The organism is Spirosoma sp. KCTC 42546, from assembly GCF_006965485.1.
Classification (GTDB): domain Bacteria; phylum Bacteroidota; class Bacteroidia; order Cytophagales; family Spirosomataceae; genus Spirosoma.
Genome location: NZ_CP041360.1, coordinates 4,730,240 through 4,747,650, shown reverse-complemented (window position 1 = coordinate 4,747,650; position 17,411 = coordinate 4,730,240). Strand labels below are relative to the sequence as shown.

Sequence of the window (17,411 nt, the reverse complement as noted above, 5' to 3'; positions counted from 1 at the left end):
GCCTTGGCACACCCTTAACTCTCATGCGTATTTATCAACTCGATGCGTTTACCGATCGATTGTTTGCCGGAAATCCAGCTGCTGTTGTTCCCCTAACAGAATGGCTACCGGACGAACAGATGCAGCTGATAGCCTCAGAAAATAACCTGGCTGAAACAGCTTTCTATGTAAAAACCGAGGGAGATGCTACCTATCACATTCGCTGGTTTACGCCAACTATTGAAGTTGACTTATGTGGCCATGCGACCTTAGCTACTGGTCATGTGGTGTTTTATCTGGAAAATAAGCCGGAGGGTGAAGAGACGGCTATTCCTAACGACGAGATTTTTTTTAATTCACGCAGTGGTTTATTAAAAGTTTGCCGGGGCGAAAACGGTTGGTTGACCCTCGATTTTCCCGCCGACACAGTACACAAATCCAATTTGCAACCTCCTGCTTTAGTGGCTAGTGTGGGCGAAAAACCCCTGGCTATTTATAAAGGAAAAACAGATTTCATGCTCGTGTATGAAACGCAGGCGCAGATTGAAGCCTTAGATCCAGATTTCCGGGAAATGAGCACTGTACCGGCACGGGGTATTATCGTTACCGCACCGGGTAATAATACAGGGGACCAGGAGTCGGTTGACTTTGTGTCCCGATTTTTTGGGCCACAAACAGGCATTGATGAAGATCCGGTTACGGGGTCGGCTCATACAACGCTCATTCCCTACTGGGCTGAGAAACTGGGCAAAACGGAATTAACTGCCCGGCAACTTTCTAAACGGGGTGGCTACCTTCGCTGCAAGCTCAACGACGACGGCACCAATCCGCCCCGCGTTGATATTTCGGGCCAAGTACAACTGTATTTAATTGGGGAGGTGAGACTTTAACTTGACAGAAATAGCTGCCTGCCGTGGCATCAGATGTAAGCATCTGATGCCACGGGAACTATTACAGAATGGTTTTAAGGAAAAGACTTTGAATTTATAGATGAGAATTAGTTGATTCAATAATTTGTAATTAATCTAAACAAGCTACCTTTGTTATACAAAACAACAGGTATCAATGAATTCTGATTTTCTCGTTTCAGACGGCTTTGTGTCAACTAATGACAGTAGACCACTTCATCAATCTAGTCCGTTTTTGGGCAATGAGTGTGTGTTGAAGAAGTGCTGCAAAAAATATAAGAAGGGTAAACGCTGCAAGAAATGCCCTGATTGATCGATTAATTTTCGGGAACATACCAGAAGGGTATCTGGCAGTAAGGCGTTGGCTTATTGGTTGAATCGGGAACGGTTAGCTTAAGCATATTTCGGCCTGTTTTAAGATTTGCCGTTATTAACACGGTTGTCAGCCCGCGCTGGCCGGTATCAACGTGTTGGGTAAACAGAAAGCCCGGCGCTTTGTAGAGTGAGTCATTCAGGTATACCCCGAAATACGTTTCAAATACGCTCAGGTACCAACTGGCCCGTTTTTCGCGTCGTTCTTGTCGGGAAAGACTCACTGGCCAGTTGGGCTCCTGAAATCGCTTGCTTAATTCTGCATCCAATAATTTTGGATAGCTCACAAACAGCCGCAGATAGGGTTCCCGGATTACATCGGCCTGAATACTCACTTTATCCACCAATTCGCCGGGGTTACGTAAATTGTCGAATGAATTGGCATTTGCGGTTTTAGTGGGTGCACGCAGGATCATAAAGGAGCGGCTGTCCAGTACATCAGATGCCCCCAGGCCTTGCACCAGATCTATTACCATAAATGAAAATTCAGCAAGAAAAAAGATCGTTAAAATCCCAATCAATCGCCGTTTTATTACCTGTTTCGGAATTTGACTAAAGAATGTGTAGGCAATATACTGGATGGGCTTCAATGAAAATGCCTTTGTATACTGGAACGTTATTGGCGCAAACCTTGGGTTATCACGAAACTTGGGCAAATTCAATATGGTAGCTGTAAGGCTAATTACAGTGAGTACAATACCCAAAATCCAGGCCACCAGTTCTCGGACCGTGTTATATAGGGAGGGAGGCAGGAGAACCTGTAGAATAGTTTCCAGAAGAATAAATAGAATATAAGAAGTAGCTATGACTAGCAAGAACAGAACCAGGCTAAATGCCAGGGCGAAAATTATATTACACCGACGATCTAGTCGAATGATATAATCCTGTAGTGAGCCCATCTCCTGGGCAAACCGTTTCCGGGCGTACTGACTTAGGTTATAGATCTGATCGTATCGTATACCATCTGGATAAACCGCCAGCAGGCCTACGAGTCCGGCCCAAAAGGCCCGCATGATAAAATGGGCCAGAAATGCACCAAATAAAAAGTAAGATCCCCCCTTTATTAATGCCATCGTCTGCGTCGGTAAGGCTTCATGAATAAAATCTGTATCCGTCATGAGGTTATAGCGATAATAGGCGAGCAGACTATCCAGGAAATCGGGCAGACTCAGCGTTGCAAATAAGGCTGCGCCCGAAATAAGCAACTCCAGATTCCAGCTTTGACTGGTGAGATCGCTAAGTTGATGGGGCTCATTTGCTGTCTCAGTGGGTGGCGTTTCTGGTAAAAATGGTTCAGGGAGGTCCATGCTATAGGAAGGTTGAACTGCAAAATAGTGGTTTTCCCTGTATTTTTACTGCATGGATGTTCGCTATGAAATGATTGACGGATTGCCCCCCGAACCTAAATTTACTGCTCTAATTGATCAACTGGTCATGCTATTCGGCAATCAATCCCGCGATTCCTTACTTGCCGATCTTACCTATCAACAAGAGCGTATGGAGTTACAACTGGTACTGGCTGTTGAAAACGAACACGTTGTGGGCTGTAAACTTGGCTATGAACGAAAGCCAGGTCATTTTTACAGTTGGCTGGGTGGCGTTCATCCAGACTACAGAGGGCAGGGCATCGCATCTGAACTGATGCGCCAACAGCATGACTGGTGTCGTCAGAATAAGTATCATACTATTCGAACACAGACCTACAACCAGTGGCGTTCCATGCTGATCCTCAACCTCCGCTTTGGTTTCGATATTATTGGTACTGTGCAGGGTACGTATGGACTCATGATTGTTCTGGAGAAAAAGTTATAGAGGGAGGAAAGGGAGGAAGGAGGAGAGGGACGAAAGGGAATAGGTGATAGACGCGTTTCCGAAACACTTACTTTTTCCCTTTCCTCCCTCTCCTCCTTCCTCCCTTTTCTTCTCCCCATTAAACCTATCTCCCCACTTTGTTGTCAATAGGGCAAATGCACCTTTATATACATATACCATTCTGCAAGCAGGCCTGCCATTACTGCGACTTCCATTTTAGTACGAACATGGGGCAGAAATCGGCTTTGGTGGATGCGCTCTGTACCGAAATACGGATGCAGCATTTATACCTACCTACGCCAAATCTGGAGACAATTTACTTCGGTGGGGGGACACCCTCCCTGTTAACCGAGGCTGAGTTAGCGCAGATTTTTGAGACCATTCATACCTATTTTACGGTATCTCCTTCGGCTGAAATTACCCTCGAAGCCAATCCGGATGATCTGAGTGCCGAGAAATTGCGGATGCTGCGCCAGTACGTGAACCGCCTGAGTATCGGAATCCAAACTTTCGATGAAGCGACGCTCCACTGGATGAACCGGGCGCATACGGCAACCGAAGCCGAAAACTGTGTCAGGCTGGCACGGGAGGCAGGTTTTGAGAATTTGAGCGTCGATCTGATTTACGGGATCCCCAACCGTGACCAATCTCGCTGGCAACTCGATTTGCAGAAAATCCGTGCGCTGGACGTACCGCACCTCTCCGCTTACGCACTGACCATTGAACCCGACACCGCTTTTGGCCGGTGGCAGCAGAAAGGAAAGCTACCGCCCGCCGATGAAGCGATAGCCGCCGAGCAGTTTGAGGAGCTAACGCAGGCGTTAACACAAGCGGGCTATGCCCATTACGAAATCTCGAATTTTGCCCGAAGCGGACAGGATCAAACAGTTCAATACGCCCGTCATAACACCGCGTACTGGCAACGAAAACCCTACCTCGGGATTGGCCCAAGTGCCCACTCGTATAATGGTCATTCGCGGCAATACAATATTGCCAATAATGTACGTTATATCGCAGATATTCGGCAGGGGAAACTACCCGCTGAAGTAGAGGAATTAACGATTGCTGACCAGGTAAACGACTATTTGCTGACGGGGTTACGGACACAGTGGGGATGTTCACTGACCGAACTGAACGGGTTGCTGAGAACTGATTTTGAGAACCAGCAGGCCTCAGACCTCGCAGCGATGTACGCATCGGGCTGGCTCATCCGCGAAGGCGACCGTCTGCGTTTGACCAATGCAGGTAAACTGTTTGCCGATCGTGTCGCTGCAACCTTGTTTGTGGAGTAGGAAACGAGCGTGTTGTACCGTAGGGCCCCGCTTTTTTCGGGGATTTTAGCTAAAAAGCGGGTTTACATCGACCTTACTATTATTTTCGCGGAATGCTCCTACACCTATGAATCCGCAGCGCCCAGTCAACACATTTCGTACGAGTCCCCCTCAGCAACCACGCCCAAAAGCACCACAGGCGTTTACCCAGCGGGAATCTAAGGTTGGAGGCCGCACTTCCAGCCGACCAGAGCCGTCGCGCTTTCAAAAAGTTCGGCGGTTTATGCGTGAGCAACCTTTGCTGGAAAGCGTTTATGGCTTTTGTGTGAAAGCCTTCCTCTGGCTATTTTTTGGTTCTCTCGTATATGTAATCGTGCTGAAATACGTCCCCGTTTTAGTAACGCCTTTAGTAGTCTCGCGATGGGTCGATACCATCGGGACGGAGGAGAGCGGTCACGTATACAAAAAATGGCGCTCTTACGATAACATCAGCAAAGAAGCAGCCCTTGCTGTTGTAGCTTCAGAAGATCAGGCATTTCCAACGCACTGGGGGTTTGATTTCGACGAAATTCAGGATGCCATCAAAGAAAATCAGATTGGTAAACGATCACGGGGGGCCAGCACTATTTCGCAGCAGGTAGCTAAAAACGTCTTTCTCTGGAGTGGACACAGTTACGTCCGTAAGGGGTTGGAAGTCTACTTCACCATGCTGATTGAGTTGATCTGGGGCAAAAAGCGCATCCTGGAAGTATACCTGAACGTTGCTGAAACCGGCCCAATGACCTTTGGGGTCGAAGCGGCTGCACAGCGCTATTATGGGCATTCGGCGGCTTCCCTCTCACGGAATGAGGCTGCCCGGATAGCGGCAGTACTCCCAAACCCACGCCAGTTTTCAATTAAAAACCCATCGAATTACATACAACGCCGAACTACTCAAATTGCCCGGCAAATGCGCTACCTGGGCGGACAGAAATACATTCGGAATTTGTGAACAATAGAACGCTGATTTTTATGATTGTTAAGATTTACGCGGATTTATGGGAGATTTTATCCGCGTAAATCATACTAATCATACGAATCAGCGTTCTATTTACTTCACTGAAAGCTTATACACCGTTGTGCTTTTATACGTCTCATTGGGGCGTAGTACGGTAGTCGGAAAATCCGGGTGGTTCGGCGAATCCGGGAAGTGCTGGGTTTCCAGGCAAACGCCAAACCGCTTACTCAGCGCCACGCCATCCTTATTCATCAGCTTGCCATTCAGGTTATTGGCCGTGTAAACCTGTACAGCTGGTTCGGTCGTGTACATTTCCATAAAACGGCCAGTGGTCGGTTCATACACTGTAGCGCCTAATTTCAGTGTCTTCGCCGGATTGGTAAATACCCAACAGTGGTCGTAGCCTTTGCCATACCGAATTTGCGTATCGGTAGTGTCGTTAATGTGGGTACCGATGGCCGTTGGTTTCGTAAAATCGAATGGAGTGCCAGCAACGGAGACTAGTTCGCCGGTTGGAATCTGTTTGGGATCGGTTGCCAGGTACTTATTGGCATTTACCATCAAAACATGGTTCATGACGTCCTGCTTCATCCCACTCAAATTGAAATAGGTATGATTGGTCAGGTTGATTATGGTCGGCTTATCGGTTGTGGCTTTGTAGTCGATGCGAAGCGCGTTATCTTTTTGAAGTGTGTAGGTTACCTCTACGGTTAAATTGCCGGGAAAGCCCTGGTCACCATCTTTCGATAAATACGTTAACACGACTGCCGGTTCATTACCGTCTTTGGGCGTGGCTGTCCATAGTTGCTTGTCGAAACCTATTGGGCCGCCGTGAATGTGGTTACCATTATTATTCTGCGCCAGCGTGTATTCTTTCCCATCGATCGTAAATTTTCCGTTGGCAATCCGGTTGCCAAAACGCCCGATAATGGGGCCTAAACTGGGTGTTCCTTTTACATAATCGTCGAAGGTAGGCACGTTCAGTACTATATCTTCCTGTTTACCAGCCTTGTCTGGAGCCGTAAAGGAAACGATATAGCCACCGTAGTTCGTGATTTTTACGACCATCCCTTTGGCATTCCGAAGCGTAAACAGATCGGCTACGCGGCCATCGGGGAATGTTCCATAGTGTGTTTTTTCAATACCTGCTTTGGGCTCAGTGGCTGATTCGTCGGTATCAGATTTATGCATCATACTAGTTAAAAAAAACAGTCCAGATAAGGTAATGATAAGGAGTTTCATACGGTGAACCAATTTAGATAAGGGAGATAATGGCCCTATAAACTCCAATAAGGCCATGAAGCTCCTATTTTACCCCAACTGGCAATCATGAATCTTACGTTATTAACCACAGAGGCACAGAGTACACAGAGTAGTTGACTCATTATTCTCCCTGTTTGTGGTTACTGATTTTTGATAAGTGGCTTCGTTTAAGTCGTTGAGCAGTCAATTCTATGTCCTTTTCCAACTGTGGGCACTTGTTTTAATAGCCGATGATAATATCCTATACATTGCCGAAAAAATGATATAGATATTGCCCTATTTTTTAGCCTTATTTTGATGTTAATATACGATCTGAGCAGAAGCTGCCAGCGGAAGATCAAACTGCCTTAAATGAGTCGATACAGCATTCACTCAACAGAAACCCTGTCCAATGAAAAAACTTAGTAGTTCCATTTTACTTTTTGCGGCCCTAGTACTAGGTCAGCAGACTGTTTTTGCCCAGTACCCGACTATTCCGGCGGATGTACAGAAGGAAAGTGATGACCTACTGAACGAATCCCGACGACAGTCGGACATTGCATGGTTAAAAGCCTTACCAATCATTAAAAAAGAAGCACAGGAAGGAAAACCCTATGTACCCTGGGCTGCTCGCCCCGTTGATCTGCCACAAGCTCATATCCCGGCTTTCCCCGGTGCTGAGGGGGGCGGTGCCTATACATTTGGTGGTCGGGGTGGTAAGGTGATTGTTGTAACCAGTCTGGACGATCGCGGGCCCGGCACCTTGCGTGATGCTTGTGAGCAGGGAGGAGCCCGTACCATTGTTTTTAATGTTGCCGGAATTATTCGCCTGAAAACGCCCTTGATTATCCGAGCGCCTTATATTACGATTGCCGGTCAGACAGCACCGGGCGATGGTGTTTGTGTAGCGGGTGAATCGGTCTGGATCAATACGCACGATGTGATTGTTCGCTATATGCGTTTCCGTCGGGGCGAAACCAACGTAGGCCGTCGCGACGATTCCATTGGGGGTAACCCGATTGGTAATATTATGATCGACCACGTGTCGGCAAGCTGGGGGCTGGACGAAAATATGTCGATGTACCGCCATATGTATAACGATAGCACGGGCAAACCGCTGGAAGAGAAGCTCCCAACGGTCAATATCACGATTCAGAATTCGATTTTCTCCGAAGCCCTGGATACCTGGAATCACGCCTTTGGTAGCACACTAGGGGGCGAAAATTGTACGTTCATGCGCAACCTCTGGGCCGATAACGCGGGCCGGAACCCATCAATCGGCTGGAACGGAATCTTCAATTTCACGAACAACGTAATCTTCAACTGGGTGCATCGGTCAACGGATGGTGGCGACTACACCGCGATGTACAACATCATCAATAACTATTATAAGCCGGGTCCTCAAACGCCAAAAGATTCACCAATTGGCTACCGGATTCTAAAACCTGAATCGGGACGTAGTAAATTGGATCATCGGGAGTATGGGCGTGCTTACGTCAATGGCAACATTGTGGAAGGACATGACAAGGTGACGAAAGATAACTGGGATGGGGGTGTTCAGGTGGAAGAGATGCCCAATGCGGGTCAATATACGGCCAGCATTAAATGGAAAGAGCCGCTTCCAATGCCTAAACTCACTATACTGTCGGCGCAACAGGCGTATGACTATGTATTGGCCAACGCAGGCGCTACCTTGCCTAAGCGTGATCCTGTCGATGCACGCGTCGTAGAGCAGGTACGTACCGGAAAGATTGCTTACAAAGAAGGTGTGAAATTACCTGAAACCCAGTTTAAGCATCGTCGGCTACCCATTGATTCGTATAAAAATGGCATCATTACCGATCCTAGCCAGGTTGGTGGTTATCCTGACTACAAAGGCACCCCTTACGTTGATTCCGATAAAGATGGTATGCCGGACGCCTGGGAAGCGAAAAATGGCCTCAACCCCAAGGATGCCTCGGATGCCAGTCAGGATAAAAATAAGGATGGGTATACCAATATTGAGGAGTACCTGAACAGTGTTGTTCCCGTTCAACAGGTAAGACCGAGAACGTAGTAGTCAAAAATTCTGCCTGAAACCATGCTCAAACCCAACCGGTTTATTCTCCTGCTTTGTCTGCTGATCGCCATTGGACGTATTGGTGCGGTATGCGCGCAGGGGAATAAGCCGATTAAAAAGCAACCCGTAGCGCTTGGTCAGGAGGGGCATTTAATCTACACCCCAGACGAATTGGGTAACCGTATTCCTGATTTTTCATATTGCGGTTATAAAGCGGGCGAACAAGCCATTCCGAACGTGGCCATCAAGATTGTTGTACCCGCTCGGAAGGGGGATGCTACCCGTCGAATTCAGGCGGCCATTGACTATGTGGCCTCGTTGCCGATCAATAATGATGGGTTTCGGGGAGCCGTTCTGCTCGAAAAGGGCGTGTATGAAGTAGCGGGAAGTTTGAAACTAGACGCTTCGGGCGTTGTACTACGGGGCAGTGGAATACAGGCAACAACCCTTCTCGGAACGGGTTTTAGTCGCGACAATCTGATTACAATCTCTGGGAAAAACGACCGACATCTGGCTTCTGGTAGTTCGATTGCCGATGGGTACATACCTGTCAATGCTCTGAAGATTCATGTGGCGAAATCAACAGACTTAAAAGCTGGTGATTTTGTTCAGATACGCAGGCCGTCGACCAAAGAATGGATTCAGAAACTGGGAACCGACCAGTTTGGTGGAGGTGTCTCGTCACTGGGTTGGAAACCCGGCCAACGCGACATTATGTGGGATCGGCAGGTTACAGCCGTGAACGGCACCGAACTCACGCTGGATGCCCCGTTGACAACCGCTCTGGATTCTACTTACGGTGGGGGCACCATTGCTAAGTATACCTGGTCTGGGCGAATTACTCAATCTGGGGTTGAAAATCTGAAACTGGAATCGTCGTACGATAAAGCCAATCCGAAAGATGAAGATCATCGCTGGATGGCCATTGTCCTCGAAAACGTTCAGGATGCCTGGGTGCGACAAGTGGTTTTTACCCATTTTGCGGGTTCGGCGGTAAATGTCCAGGAAACGGCAAAACGTGTTACGATTGAGGATTGCCAATCACTGGAGCCGATCTCCGAAATTGGTGGGGAGCGCCGTACTACGTTCCTGGTTCGGGGGCAGCAGGTGCTTTGTCAACGATTGTATGCTGAATTTGGCTACCATGATTTTGCCGTTGGCTATTGCAGTGCCGGTCCGAATGCCTTTGTGCAGTGCGAATCGCATCTACCCTTTAGTTTTAGTGGTGCCATTGATAGCTGGGCGTCGGGCATATTGTTTGATATCGTCAATATTGACGGGAATGCGTTACGTTTTACCAATCTCGGCCAGGATGGGCAAGGGGCTGGCTGGAGCGCTGCCAACAGTGTTTTCTGGCAATGTACCGCTGCCCGTGTTGAAAATTATCGGCCACCAACCGCACAAAACTGGGCGTTTGGTACCTGGGCACAGTTTGCCGGGGATGGGTATTGGGATATGTCCAACGAGCATATTCAGCCTCGAAGCTTGTATTACGCCCAACTAAAGGACCGATTAGGTGACAACATCACAGGTAGAACTATTCTATTACCCGTTGAATCCGAAGCGTCAAGTAGCCCGAAAGTTGAGGTAGCCGCAGCCTTAACCAGGCAATCCGTTCATCCAGCGCCAACATTATACGATTTTATCACGGCGGCTTCATCACGCCAAGCCATTCCAACAACCACAACGGCAAAGTCGATTGAGACAATTGGCTTGCCGAAAGAACTAACCCTACCAAAATCTGCGCCGATGCAGATTCAGCACGGCAAGCTGGTTCGGGGTAGTACGCTTGTGAGCGGTCGTCGCCAGGAAGTGCCCTGGTGGAACGGCAGCGCCCGGCCCTATGGGTTGAACAATGTCAAGCCGCACATCACCCGTTTTGTGCCGGGCATGACGGGGCAAGGGCTGACCGATAATCTGGACGAACTAACCGATTCGTTGACCGTCAGGAATATACAGGCCATTGACCATAACTACGGACTCTGGTACGAGCGTCGGCGGGATGACCATGAACGGATTCGTCGGATGGATGGCGAAGTATGGCCACCCTTTTATGAACTCCCCTTCGCCCGAAGCGGCAAAGAAACAGCCTGGGACGGCCTCAGCAAATACGATCTGACAAAATACAACAACTGGTACTGGAATCGGTTGAAGCAATTTGCTGACCTCGCCGACCAGAAAGGATTGACCCTCATTCACGAGAATTATTTCCAGCACAACATCATCGAAGCGGGTGCCCACTATGCCGATTTTCCCTGGCGTCCTGTCAACAACATCAACAATACAGGCTTTCCTGAGCCTGTACCCTACGCTGGTGATAAACGGATTTTCATGGCGGAGCAGTTTTACGATGTGTCGCACCCGATCCGACGGGCCTTGCATCGGGCCTACATCCGCAAGTGCCTAACGAATTTCACAACTAACACGGGCGTCATTCAACTCATTGGCGCGGAGTTTACCGGGCCCTTGCATTTTGTCCAGTTCTGGATTGACACCATAAGCGAATGGGAAAAGGAAACCGGCAAAAAGGTGCTTATTGGCTTAAGTACGACCAAAGATGTTCAGGATGCGATTCTGGCCGATGCCAAACGGGCTTCGGTTATTAATCTGATCGACATTCGGTTCTGGCATTATCAGGCTAATGGTTCGGCCTATGCGCCTGCTGGTGGACAAAATCTGGCTCCCCGCCAACATGCCCGGCTGGTTGCACCTAAGAAGACATCGTTTGAGCAGGTCTATCGGGCGGTGAGCGAATACCGCCAAAAGTATTCAGATAAAGCCGTACTCTATGCCGCCGACAGTTTCGACTCAATGGGTTGGGCAGTGCTGATGGCGGGTGGATCAATGCCCAGTATTCCAGCGGTTAGAGACCCTCAATTTTTGGCCGATGCTGGCCAGATGCAACCGCTGGATTTGCCTCAGAAACCTACCCGTCAATGGGCCATGGGCGATGAAAAGACAGGCTATATTATTTACAGCGAATCAACGGCACCCGTTCAACTTGATTTAAGCAAAGTAACGGGTTCCTATTCGGTTAGTTACGTAAACCCGAAAACGGGGCAGATTATAAAATCGAACGAGGTGGTGAAAGGAGGAAACGTAGTTAGCCTCAACAAGCAGCCAGAAAGTACGGAAGTGATCTGGGTGAAAAAGAATAAAGGATTATGAGCGTGGACATAAAGCAATTTCTCATTAGTGGCTTTACCCCTAAATCCCCTAAAGGGGACTTAGCTCGCATGTGGACAAAGTCCCCTTTAGGGGATTTAGGGGTTTTCATACTACTACTCTTCAACTGCTTCACCCAAACCTACGCGCAGGATACCGTCCGTTATAGCGGCCAGACACTCTCCAATGTCGATTATCATCACGGACAGTTAAGTCTGGCGGTGGGTGTGCATAACATCCAGGTCGTTCGGGCAAACCGCGAGCATCCCGAACTGGCGGGCGGTTCTAGCTGGACGTACAACCACGCGCCCATGCTGGCGTACTGGAATAATACGTTCTACCTGCAATACCTGAGTAATCCCGTTGGCGAACATGTGCCACCCGGCCAAACCTTGCTGGCAACTTCGAAAGATGGTTGCACTTGGTCCAAGCCAACCATCATTTTCCCCCCCTACAAAATTCCTGATGGCTGGAAGAAAGTAGGTAGGCCGGAAGTGGCGAAGGACCTGTACGCGGTTATGCACCAGCGAATGGGCTTTTTCGTGGCAAAGAACAAGCGGCTCCTGACACTAGCTTTTTACGGCATCGTGATGGGCCCCAAAGACGACCCAAACGATGGGAACGGCATTGGGCGCGTGGTGCGCGAAATCTATCCAGATGGCAAGTATGGGCCGATTTACTTTATCCGGAATAACGCAACTTGGGATAGATCGAAGTCGACGTACCCCTTCTACACCAGTTCGAAAGATAAAGGCTTCGTAGAGGCTTGCGATGAATTGCTGGCCAATCCGCTCATGATGCAGCAATGGGTGGAAGAAGCGGACCGGAACGACCCGCTAATTTCACTCAAAAAGGATGTGAAAGCATTCAGCTATTACCATCTTCCCGATAACCGAGTGGTCGGTTTGTGGAAACATGCCCTTACTACGATCAGTAAAGACGAGGGGAAAACCTGGTTGTACAATCCGCTTCGGGCACTGGGTTTTGTTAATAGCAATGCTAAAATCTGGGGACAAAAAACCTCGGATGGGCAATACGCTACGGTGTATAATCCCTCCGAGTTTCGCTGGCCGCTAGCTGTTTCAACCGGCAAAGACGGACTCAATTACACTAATCTATTACTGGTTAATGGGGAAATCACCTCCATGCGCTACGGGGGTGCCTACAAATCTTATGGACCGCAATACGTCCGGGGTATTGAAGAGGGTAACGGTACACCACCCGATGGCAACCTGTGGGTCACCTACAGCGTGAACAAGGAAGACATTTGGGTAGCTAGTATTCCGGTTCCAATAACCGACGAGGTGAAAACACATCCGAACGAGGTATTTGCCCAACTCCCGGCGGGTGAAGAACTAAACTACTGGAATATATACAGTCCAATTCAGGCTACGGCTCAACTAGAAACGATTTCCGGTGCCAAAGCATTGGTGCTCCGCGACAAAGACAAATTCGATTTTGCCAAAGCAGAGCGGGTAATTCCCGATTCGAAGAAGCTAACCGTCGAGTTCTCAATCGTACCACAGCAGGCCAATAAGGGCGTTTTGCAAATTGAATTTCAGGATGCAAAGGGCAGCCCGGCTGTTCGACTGTTGTTCGATGCCGACAGTCTGCTGAAAGCCAAAGTGGGCTATCGGGATTCGGGTATCCAGAAATACGAGGCTGGTAAACAATACGACATTCGGATTGAGCTGGACCGCGACAAGCGAATGTTCGTTACTTATGTGAACGGACAATCCAAAGGTAATCGACTCTTTTTTGCGCCTGTGGCATCGTTCCGTCGGGTGGTTTTCCGCACGGGTGGTGTCCGTCGCTTTCCAGATGCCGATACCCCTACGGATCAGAGCTACGATTTGCCAAAACCGGGCGAGCAGGATGATGAAGCCGTTTTTGTGATCAAGTCATTTAAAACGAGTAGCGTACCAAGTCGAGTGGAGTAATAGTTAAACTACCCCCAACCCGCTTCAGGGCAGGGCTGTTAAGTTCTTAATTTAGGCTAGTGAAACTAACTTTTTAAACGCTTGGTCTATTTACCCCCCAACCCCCTGAAGGGGGAGTACTTCGAAGTGGATTTGCTCCCCCTTCAGGGGGTTGGGGGGTAAATAGACCAGCACTTAACAGCCCTGCCCTGAAGCGGGTTGGGGTAGTTAAACGCGAAACTATAACAGTTAATGAATAAGCATAACCTGTTCGCTATCACCTTACTTCTGCTTTCACTCCAATTGAAAGCAGAGATTGTGTTGCCCCGAATTTTAGGGCATAACATGGTTCTGCAACAGGGTAAACCAGTGGTTATCTGGGGTAAAGCGTCGGTAGGGGAAACAGTGAGCGTTCAGTTTGCTGGACAAAATCAGACGACATACGCTGATGGAACAGGCAAGTGGAGTGTAACTCTAAAGCCGTTCAAAGCCTCAGCAATCCCCTTGGAACTGGTTATTTCGGGCACCAATACTATTCGACTGCAAAACATTCTGGTGGGCGAAGTCTGGTTGTGTTCAGGCCAGTCGAATATGGAATACACGATGCGGAAGAACAGCAAAGTGAAGCGGTCGCTGGCCACTCAATTCATTAATGATCATAGTCCGGTCGATGAATTGGAGTATGCCAACAATCCGCAGATACGCATCTTTTTGGTCAACCGAAAGGAATTGAGTAAGCCGGATTCGCTGCATCGGGGATGGAACGTGGCGCAGGATTCGGCCTTGCGCTCATTTTCGGCTCCAGCTTATTTTTTCGCGAAAGAACTCTATAAAAGCTTGAATGTACCGATCGGTGTCATCTCATCGGCCATACCAGGGAGTCGGATTGAACCCTGGATTTCGGAAGCAGCTTTTCGGGAGGATGCGTATTATAGTAATCAAAAAGTTGATGGTGAGCCGGGAAAATTCTATGAACCCATGATTCGACCGCTGGCACCGTTTGCGCTGAAAGGCTTTCTATGGTATCAGGGTGAGTCGAACTGTTTTTTGAACGAAACGATAACGTATTCGCACAAACTCAAAACGCTCATTACAAGCTGGCGAAGCGCCTGGAATGACCCGAAACTGTCGGTTTATTACACTCAGCTAGTGCCGTTCCGGTATTCAGAATCGAAAGGGAAAGTTGCGCTGACGAAAGAAACACTGCCTGCATTTCGGGAAGCTCAGGAGGCCGTTTTGAGCCTCCCCCGAACGGGCATGATTACAACGACTGATCTGGCCGACGACTTGTCTGACATTCACCCGCCGTTCAAATGGGAAATTGGCCGTCGGCTGGCACTACTCGCCTTGGCCGCTGATTATGAAAAACCAGTTGTTTCTGAAGGGCCGGTTTACGAAAAAATGAAGGTCAGAGGGCGGGCCATTGAATTGCACTTCTCACAAATCGGAACGGGTTTAGTCAGCAAAGATGGGCAGCTACTCACCGACTTTACAATTGCCGGTGCTGATAGGGTTTTTGTACCGGCCCAGGCCAGCATTGATGGAAAACACATACTCGTATCAGCGCCTGGTGTACAACGTCCGGTGGCGGTTCGTTTTGCCTGGGACGAAGCGGCCCAACCGAATCTGGTCAATCAGGAAGGCTTGCCCGCCCGGCCCTTCCGGACGGATAACCCATTAAAAAAGCAACTCGCCGAAACTGGCAAAGCTGGCGAATCAACGCCGTTTGGCCGCTCAGCTATACGAAGTTCAACCTCAAAATCGCTATGAAAAAGACCATTAACCGCTGTATAGTTGTGGCCGCTGTCCTGTTTGCATCTCCTGCTTTCTGTCAGGAACAGCCTGCTAAACAGACCACCGAAGTTGACGAAAAAGCCAAAGCTGATGCCGAGCTGGAAAAGAAAGCAGCGGACTGGATTGCATCACTGAATCTGAACGATCCTGCCAAAGAAAAACGCCTGACCGACGTTGTGGCTACCCATCTGAAAACTACCCGTGATTGGCACAATGAGCATCCAGCCAGTACGGTTCCGGCGGGCATAAACCCTGTAACGGGGAAACCATTGTCTGACCTTGATCGGCAAGTTATTGCTGATTCGGCCATTCCTAAAACCGTTCACCAGGATCTGATGACTGGGCTACAGAAAGACCTCGATAAGAAACAGGTCGATGCCGTGCTCGACAAATACACAATTGGGAAAGTGGCATTCACGATGGCGGGTTATAAAGCCATTGTACCGAACCTAACTGCTCAGGAGGAAGAAACCATTCTGGGTTTTCTGGAACAGGCTCGTGAACAGGCCATCGACTACAAAAGCATGAAAGAGATCTCGGTCATTTTTGAGATATACAAAACCAAATCGGAGCAGTATCTGAATGCCAACGGCCGAAACTGGCGGGAAATGTACAATGCCTACACCGCAGCCATCAAAGCCAAAAAAGCAGCTGATAAGAAGCAGGCAACAAATTGATCATGCCGTTTTCGCTTGGCAAAGTCAAGCGAAAACGAAGCAAGTAGGATTCAAAAAGAAACGACTAACCCAACGATGATAAAGCTTTTATACATAACCCTTTTCGCAAGCCTGACCCTAATCAACACGACCTATGCCCAATTGGCTAAATGGCAATCCGGGTTGGTAGTGGATGAATTTGTGGTTGAGAATCCGCCCTTTCCCGAAAGCCACGCAGCCACCATTGCAGAAACACCGAAAGGCCTGGTATCGGCCTGGTTTGGGGGCACGAAGGAACGGAATCCGGATGTCTGTATTTGGGTGAGTCGGCAGGAGAATGGGAAGTGGCTGGCTCCGCAGAATGTAGCGGATGGGATCATCAACGATACCCTTCGGTACGCCTGCTGGAACCCGGTTCTGTACCAGATTCCAAAAGGGGATCTGATGCTGTTCTACAAGATTGGCCCCAGCCCGTCTAAGTGGAAAGGCTGGTTGAAAACATCGCCGGATGGCGGGCGTAGCTGGTCGGCCGCGAAGGCATTACCCGAAGGTTATATTGGCCCGGTAAAAAACAAGCCAGTATTGCTGTCGAATGGCAATCTAATTTGCCCCTCCAGTACTGAAGGAGATGGCTGGAAACTGCATTTTGAACTAACACCCGACTTTGGGAAAACATGGCGTAAAATCGGTCCCATCAATGATGGCCGAACGCTGAATGCCATTCAACCCAGTGTGCTGACGTATGGAAACGGCAAACTTCAGATTCTGGCCCGCAGCAGAGACCGCGCTATTGAGGAATCCTGGTCAACGGACAACGGAGAAACTTGGTCGCCATTGACCAAAACAACCTTGCCCAATAACAACTCTGGAACCGATGCGGTAACGCTGAAAGACGGTCGGCAGGTACTGGTATACAACCATGTACTGCCACCGGGTGAATTGGCAAAAGGGCCAAGGACACCCCTGAATTTAGCCGTTTCAACAGACGGCAAAAACTGGTCGGCAGCCATGATTCTGGAAGATTCTCCCATCAGTCAGTACTCGTATCCATCCATAATTCAAACGAGTGATGGACTGATACATGTGATCTATACCTGGCGTCGGCAGAAGATCAAGCACGCGGTTATTGATCCCCAAAAATTGAAATTAAAGCCAATTGAAAATGGGGTATGGCCTGCATTGGCTGGTTATTCGGCACCTGTTGCAAAGGAAATTACGAAGGATTGATTTTTTGTCA

General features: G+C 48.8%; 12 protein-coding genes. 10 read left to right on the top strand and 2 right to left on the bottom strand.

Going from position 1 to position 17,411, the window contains the following annotated elements; translation table 11 throughout:
• The first annotated feature begins 23 nt into the window (after positions 1-23).
• Entirely contained in the window at positions 24-869 is an 846-nt protein-coding gene (locus EXU85_RS19420; RefSeq protein WP_142773678.1) for a PhzF family phenazine biosynthesis protein, read from the top strand.
• Between the two features lie 335 nt (positions 870-1,204).
• On the opposite strand, the gene EXU85_RS19415 is transcribed toward EXU85_RS19420, so the two are convergent.
• Positions 1,205-2,566: a hypothetical protein gene (locus tag EXU85_RS19415; RefSeq protein WP_142773677.1), complete on the bottom strand. Its 1,362-nt coding sequence runs from the start codon at positions 2,564-2,566 to the stop codon at positions 1,205-1,207.
• Positions 2,567-2,618: 52 nt separating this feature from the next.
• On the opposite strand from EXU85_RS19415, the gene EXU85_RS19410 reads away from it, so the two are divergent.
• The 3 genes from EXU85_RS19410 to mtgA all read left to right on the top strand — a co-directional run bounded on the left by EXU85_RS19410 (position 2,619) and on the right by mtgA (position 5,333).
• Complete coding sequence (locus EXU85_RS19410) at positions 2,619-3,071, top strand: GNAT family N-acetyltransferase (protein WP_142773676.1); 453 nt, start codon at positions 2,619-2,621, stop codon at positions 3,069-3,071.
• A gap of 155 nt (positions 3,072-3,226) precedes the next feature.
• Entirely contained in the window at positions 3,227-4,363 is a 1,137-nt protein-coding gene (hemW, locus tag EXU85_RS19405) for a radical SAM family heme chaperone HemW (RefSeq protein WP_142773675.1), read from the top strand.
• A gap of 106 nt (positions 4,364-4,469) precedes the next feature.
• Positions 4,470-5,333, top strand: coding sequence for a monofunctional biosynthetic peptidoglycan transglycosylase (gene mtgA, locus EXU85_RS19400; protein ID WP_210422387.1), 864 nt, complete (start codon positions 4,470-4,472; stop codon positions 5,331-5,333).
• Positions 5,334-5,432: 99 nt separating this feature from the next.
• Here the strand turns inward: mtgA and EXU85_RS19395 are convergent, their stop codons facing one another.
• Positions 5,433-6,581, bottom strand: coding sequence for an aldose epimerase family protein (locus EXU85_RS19395; protein WP_142773674.1), 1,149 nt, complete (start codon positions 6,579-6,581; stop codon positions 5,433-5,435).
• 412 nt (positions 6,582-6,993) lie between these two features.
• Between EXU85_RS19395 and EXU85_RS19390 the strand changes: the two genes are divergently transcribed.
• From EXU85_RS19390 to EXU85_RS19365, 6 genes are all read left to right on the top strand, one after another.
• Complete coding sequence (locus tag EXU85_RS19390; RefSeq protein WP_142773673.1) at positions 6,994-8,637, top strand: polysaccharide lyase family 1 protein; 1,644 nt, start codon at positions 6,994-6,996, stop codon at positions 8,635-8,637.
• A gap of 24 nt (positions 8,638-8,661) precedes the next feature.
• Complete coding sequence (locus EXU85_RS19385; protein WP_142773672.1) at positions 8,662-11,808, top strand: DUF6298 domain-containing protein; 3,147 nt, start codon at positions 8,662-8,664, stop codon at positions 11,806-11,808.
• Positions 11,805-13,745, top strand: coding sequence for an exo-alpha-sialidase (locus tag EXU85_RS19380; protein ID WP_246859159.1), 1,941 nt, complete (start codon positions 11,805-11,807; stop codon positions 13,743-13,745). The genes EXU85_RS19385 and EXU85_RS19380 overlap by 4 nt, the downstream gene beginning before the upstream one ends.
• A 231-nt stretch (positions 13,746-13,976) precedes the next feature.
• Complete coding sequence (locus EXU85_RS19375) at positions 13,977-15,494, top strand: sialate O-acetylesterase (protein WP_142773671.1); 1,518 nt, start codon at positions 13,977-13,979, stop codon at positions 15,492-15,494.
• Positions 15,491-16,195, top strand: coding sequence for a DUF3826 domain-containing protein (locus EXU85_RS19370; protein ID WP_142773670.1), 705 nt, complete (start codon positions 15,491-15,493; stop codon positions 16,193-16,195). Before EXU85_RS19375 ends, EXU85_RS19370 begins: the two co-directional genes overlap by 4 nt.
• Positions 16,196-16,270: 75 nt before the next feature.
• Positions 16,271-17,401: an exo-alpha-sialidase gene (locus tag EXU85_RS19365; RefSeq protein ID WP_142773669.1), complete on the top strand. Its 1,131-nt coding sequence runs from the start codon at positions 16,271-16,273 to the stop codon at positions 17,399-17,401.
• Positions 17,402-17,411 lie beyond the last annotated feature (10 nt).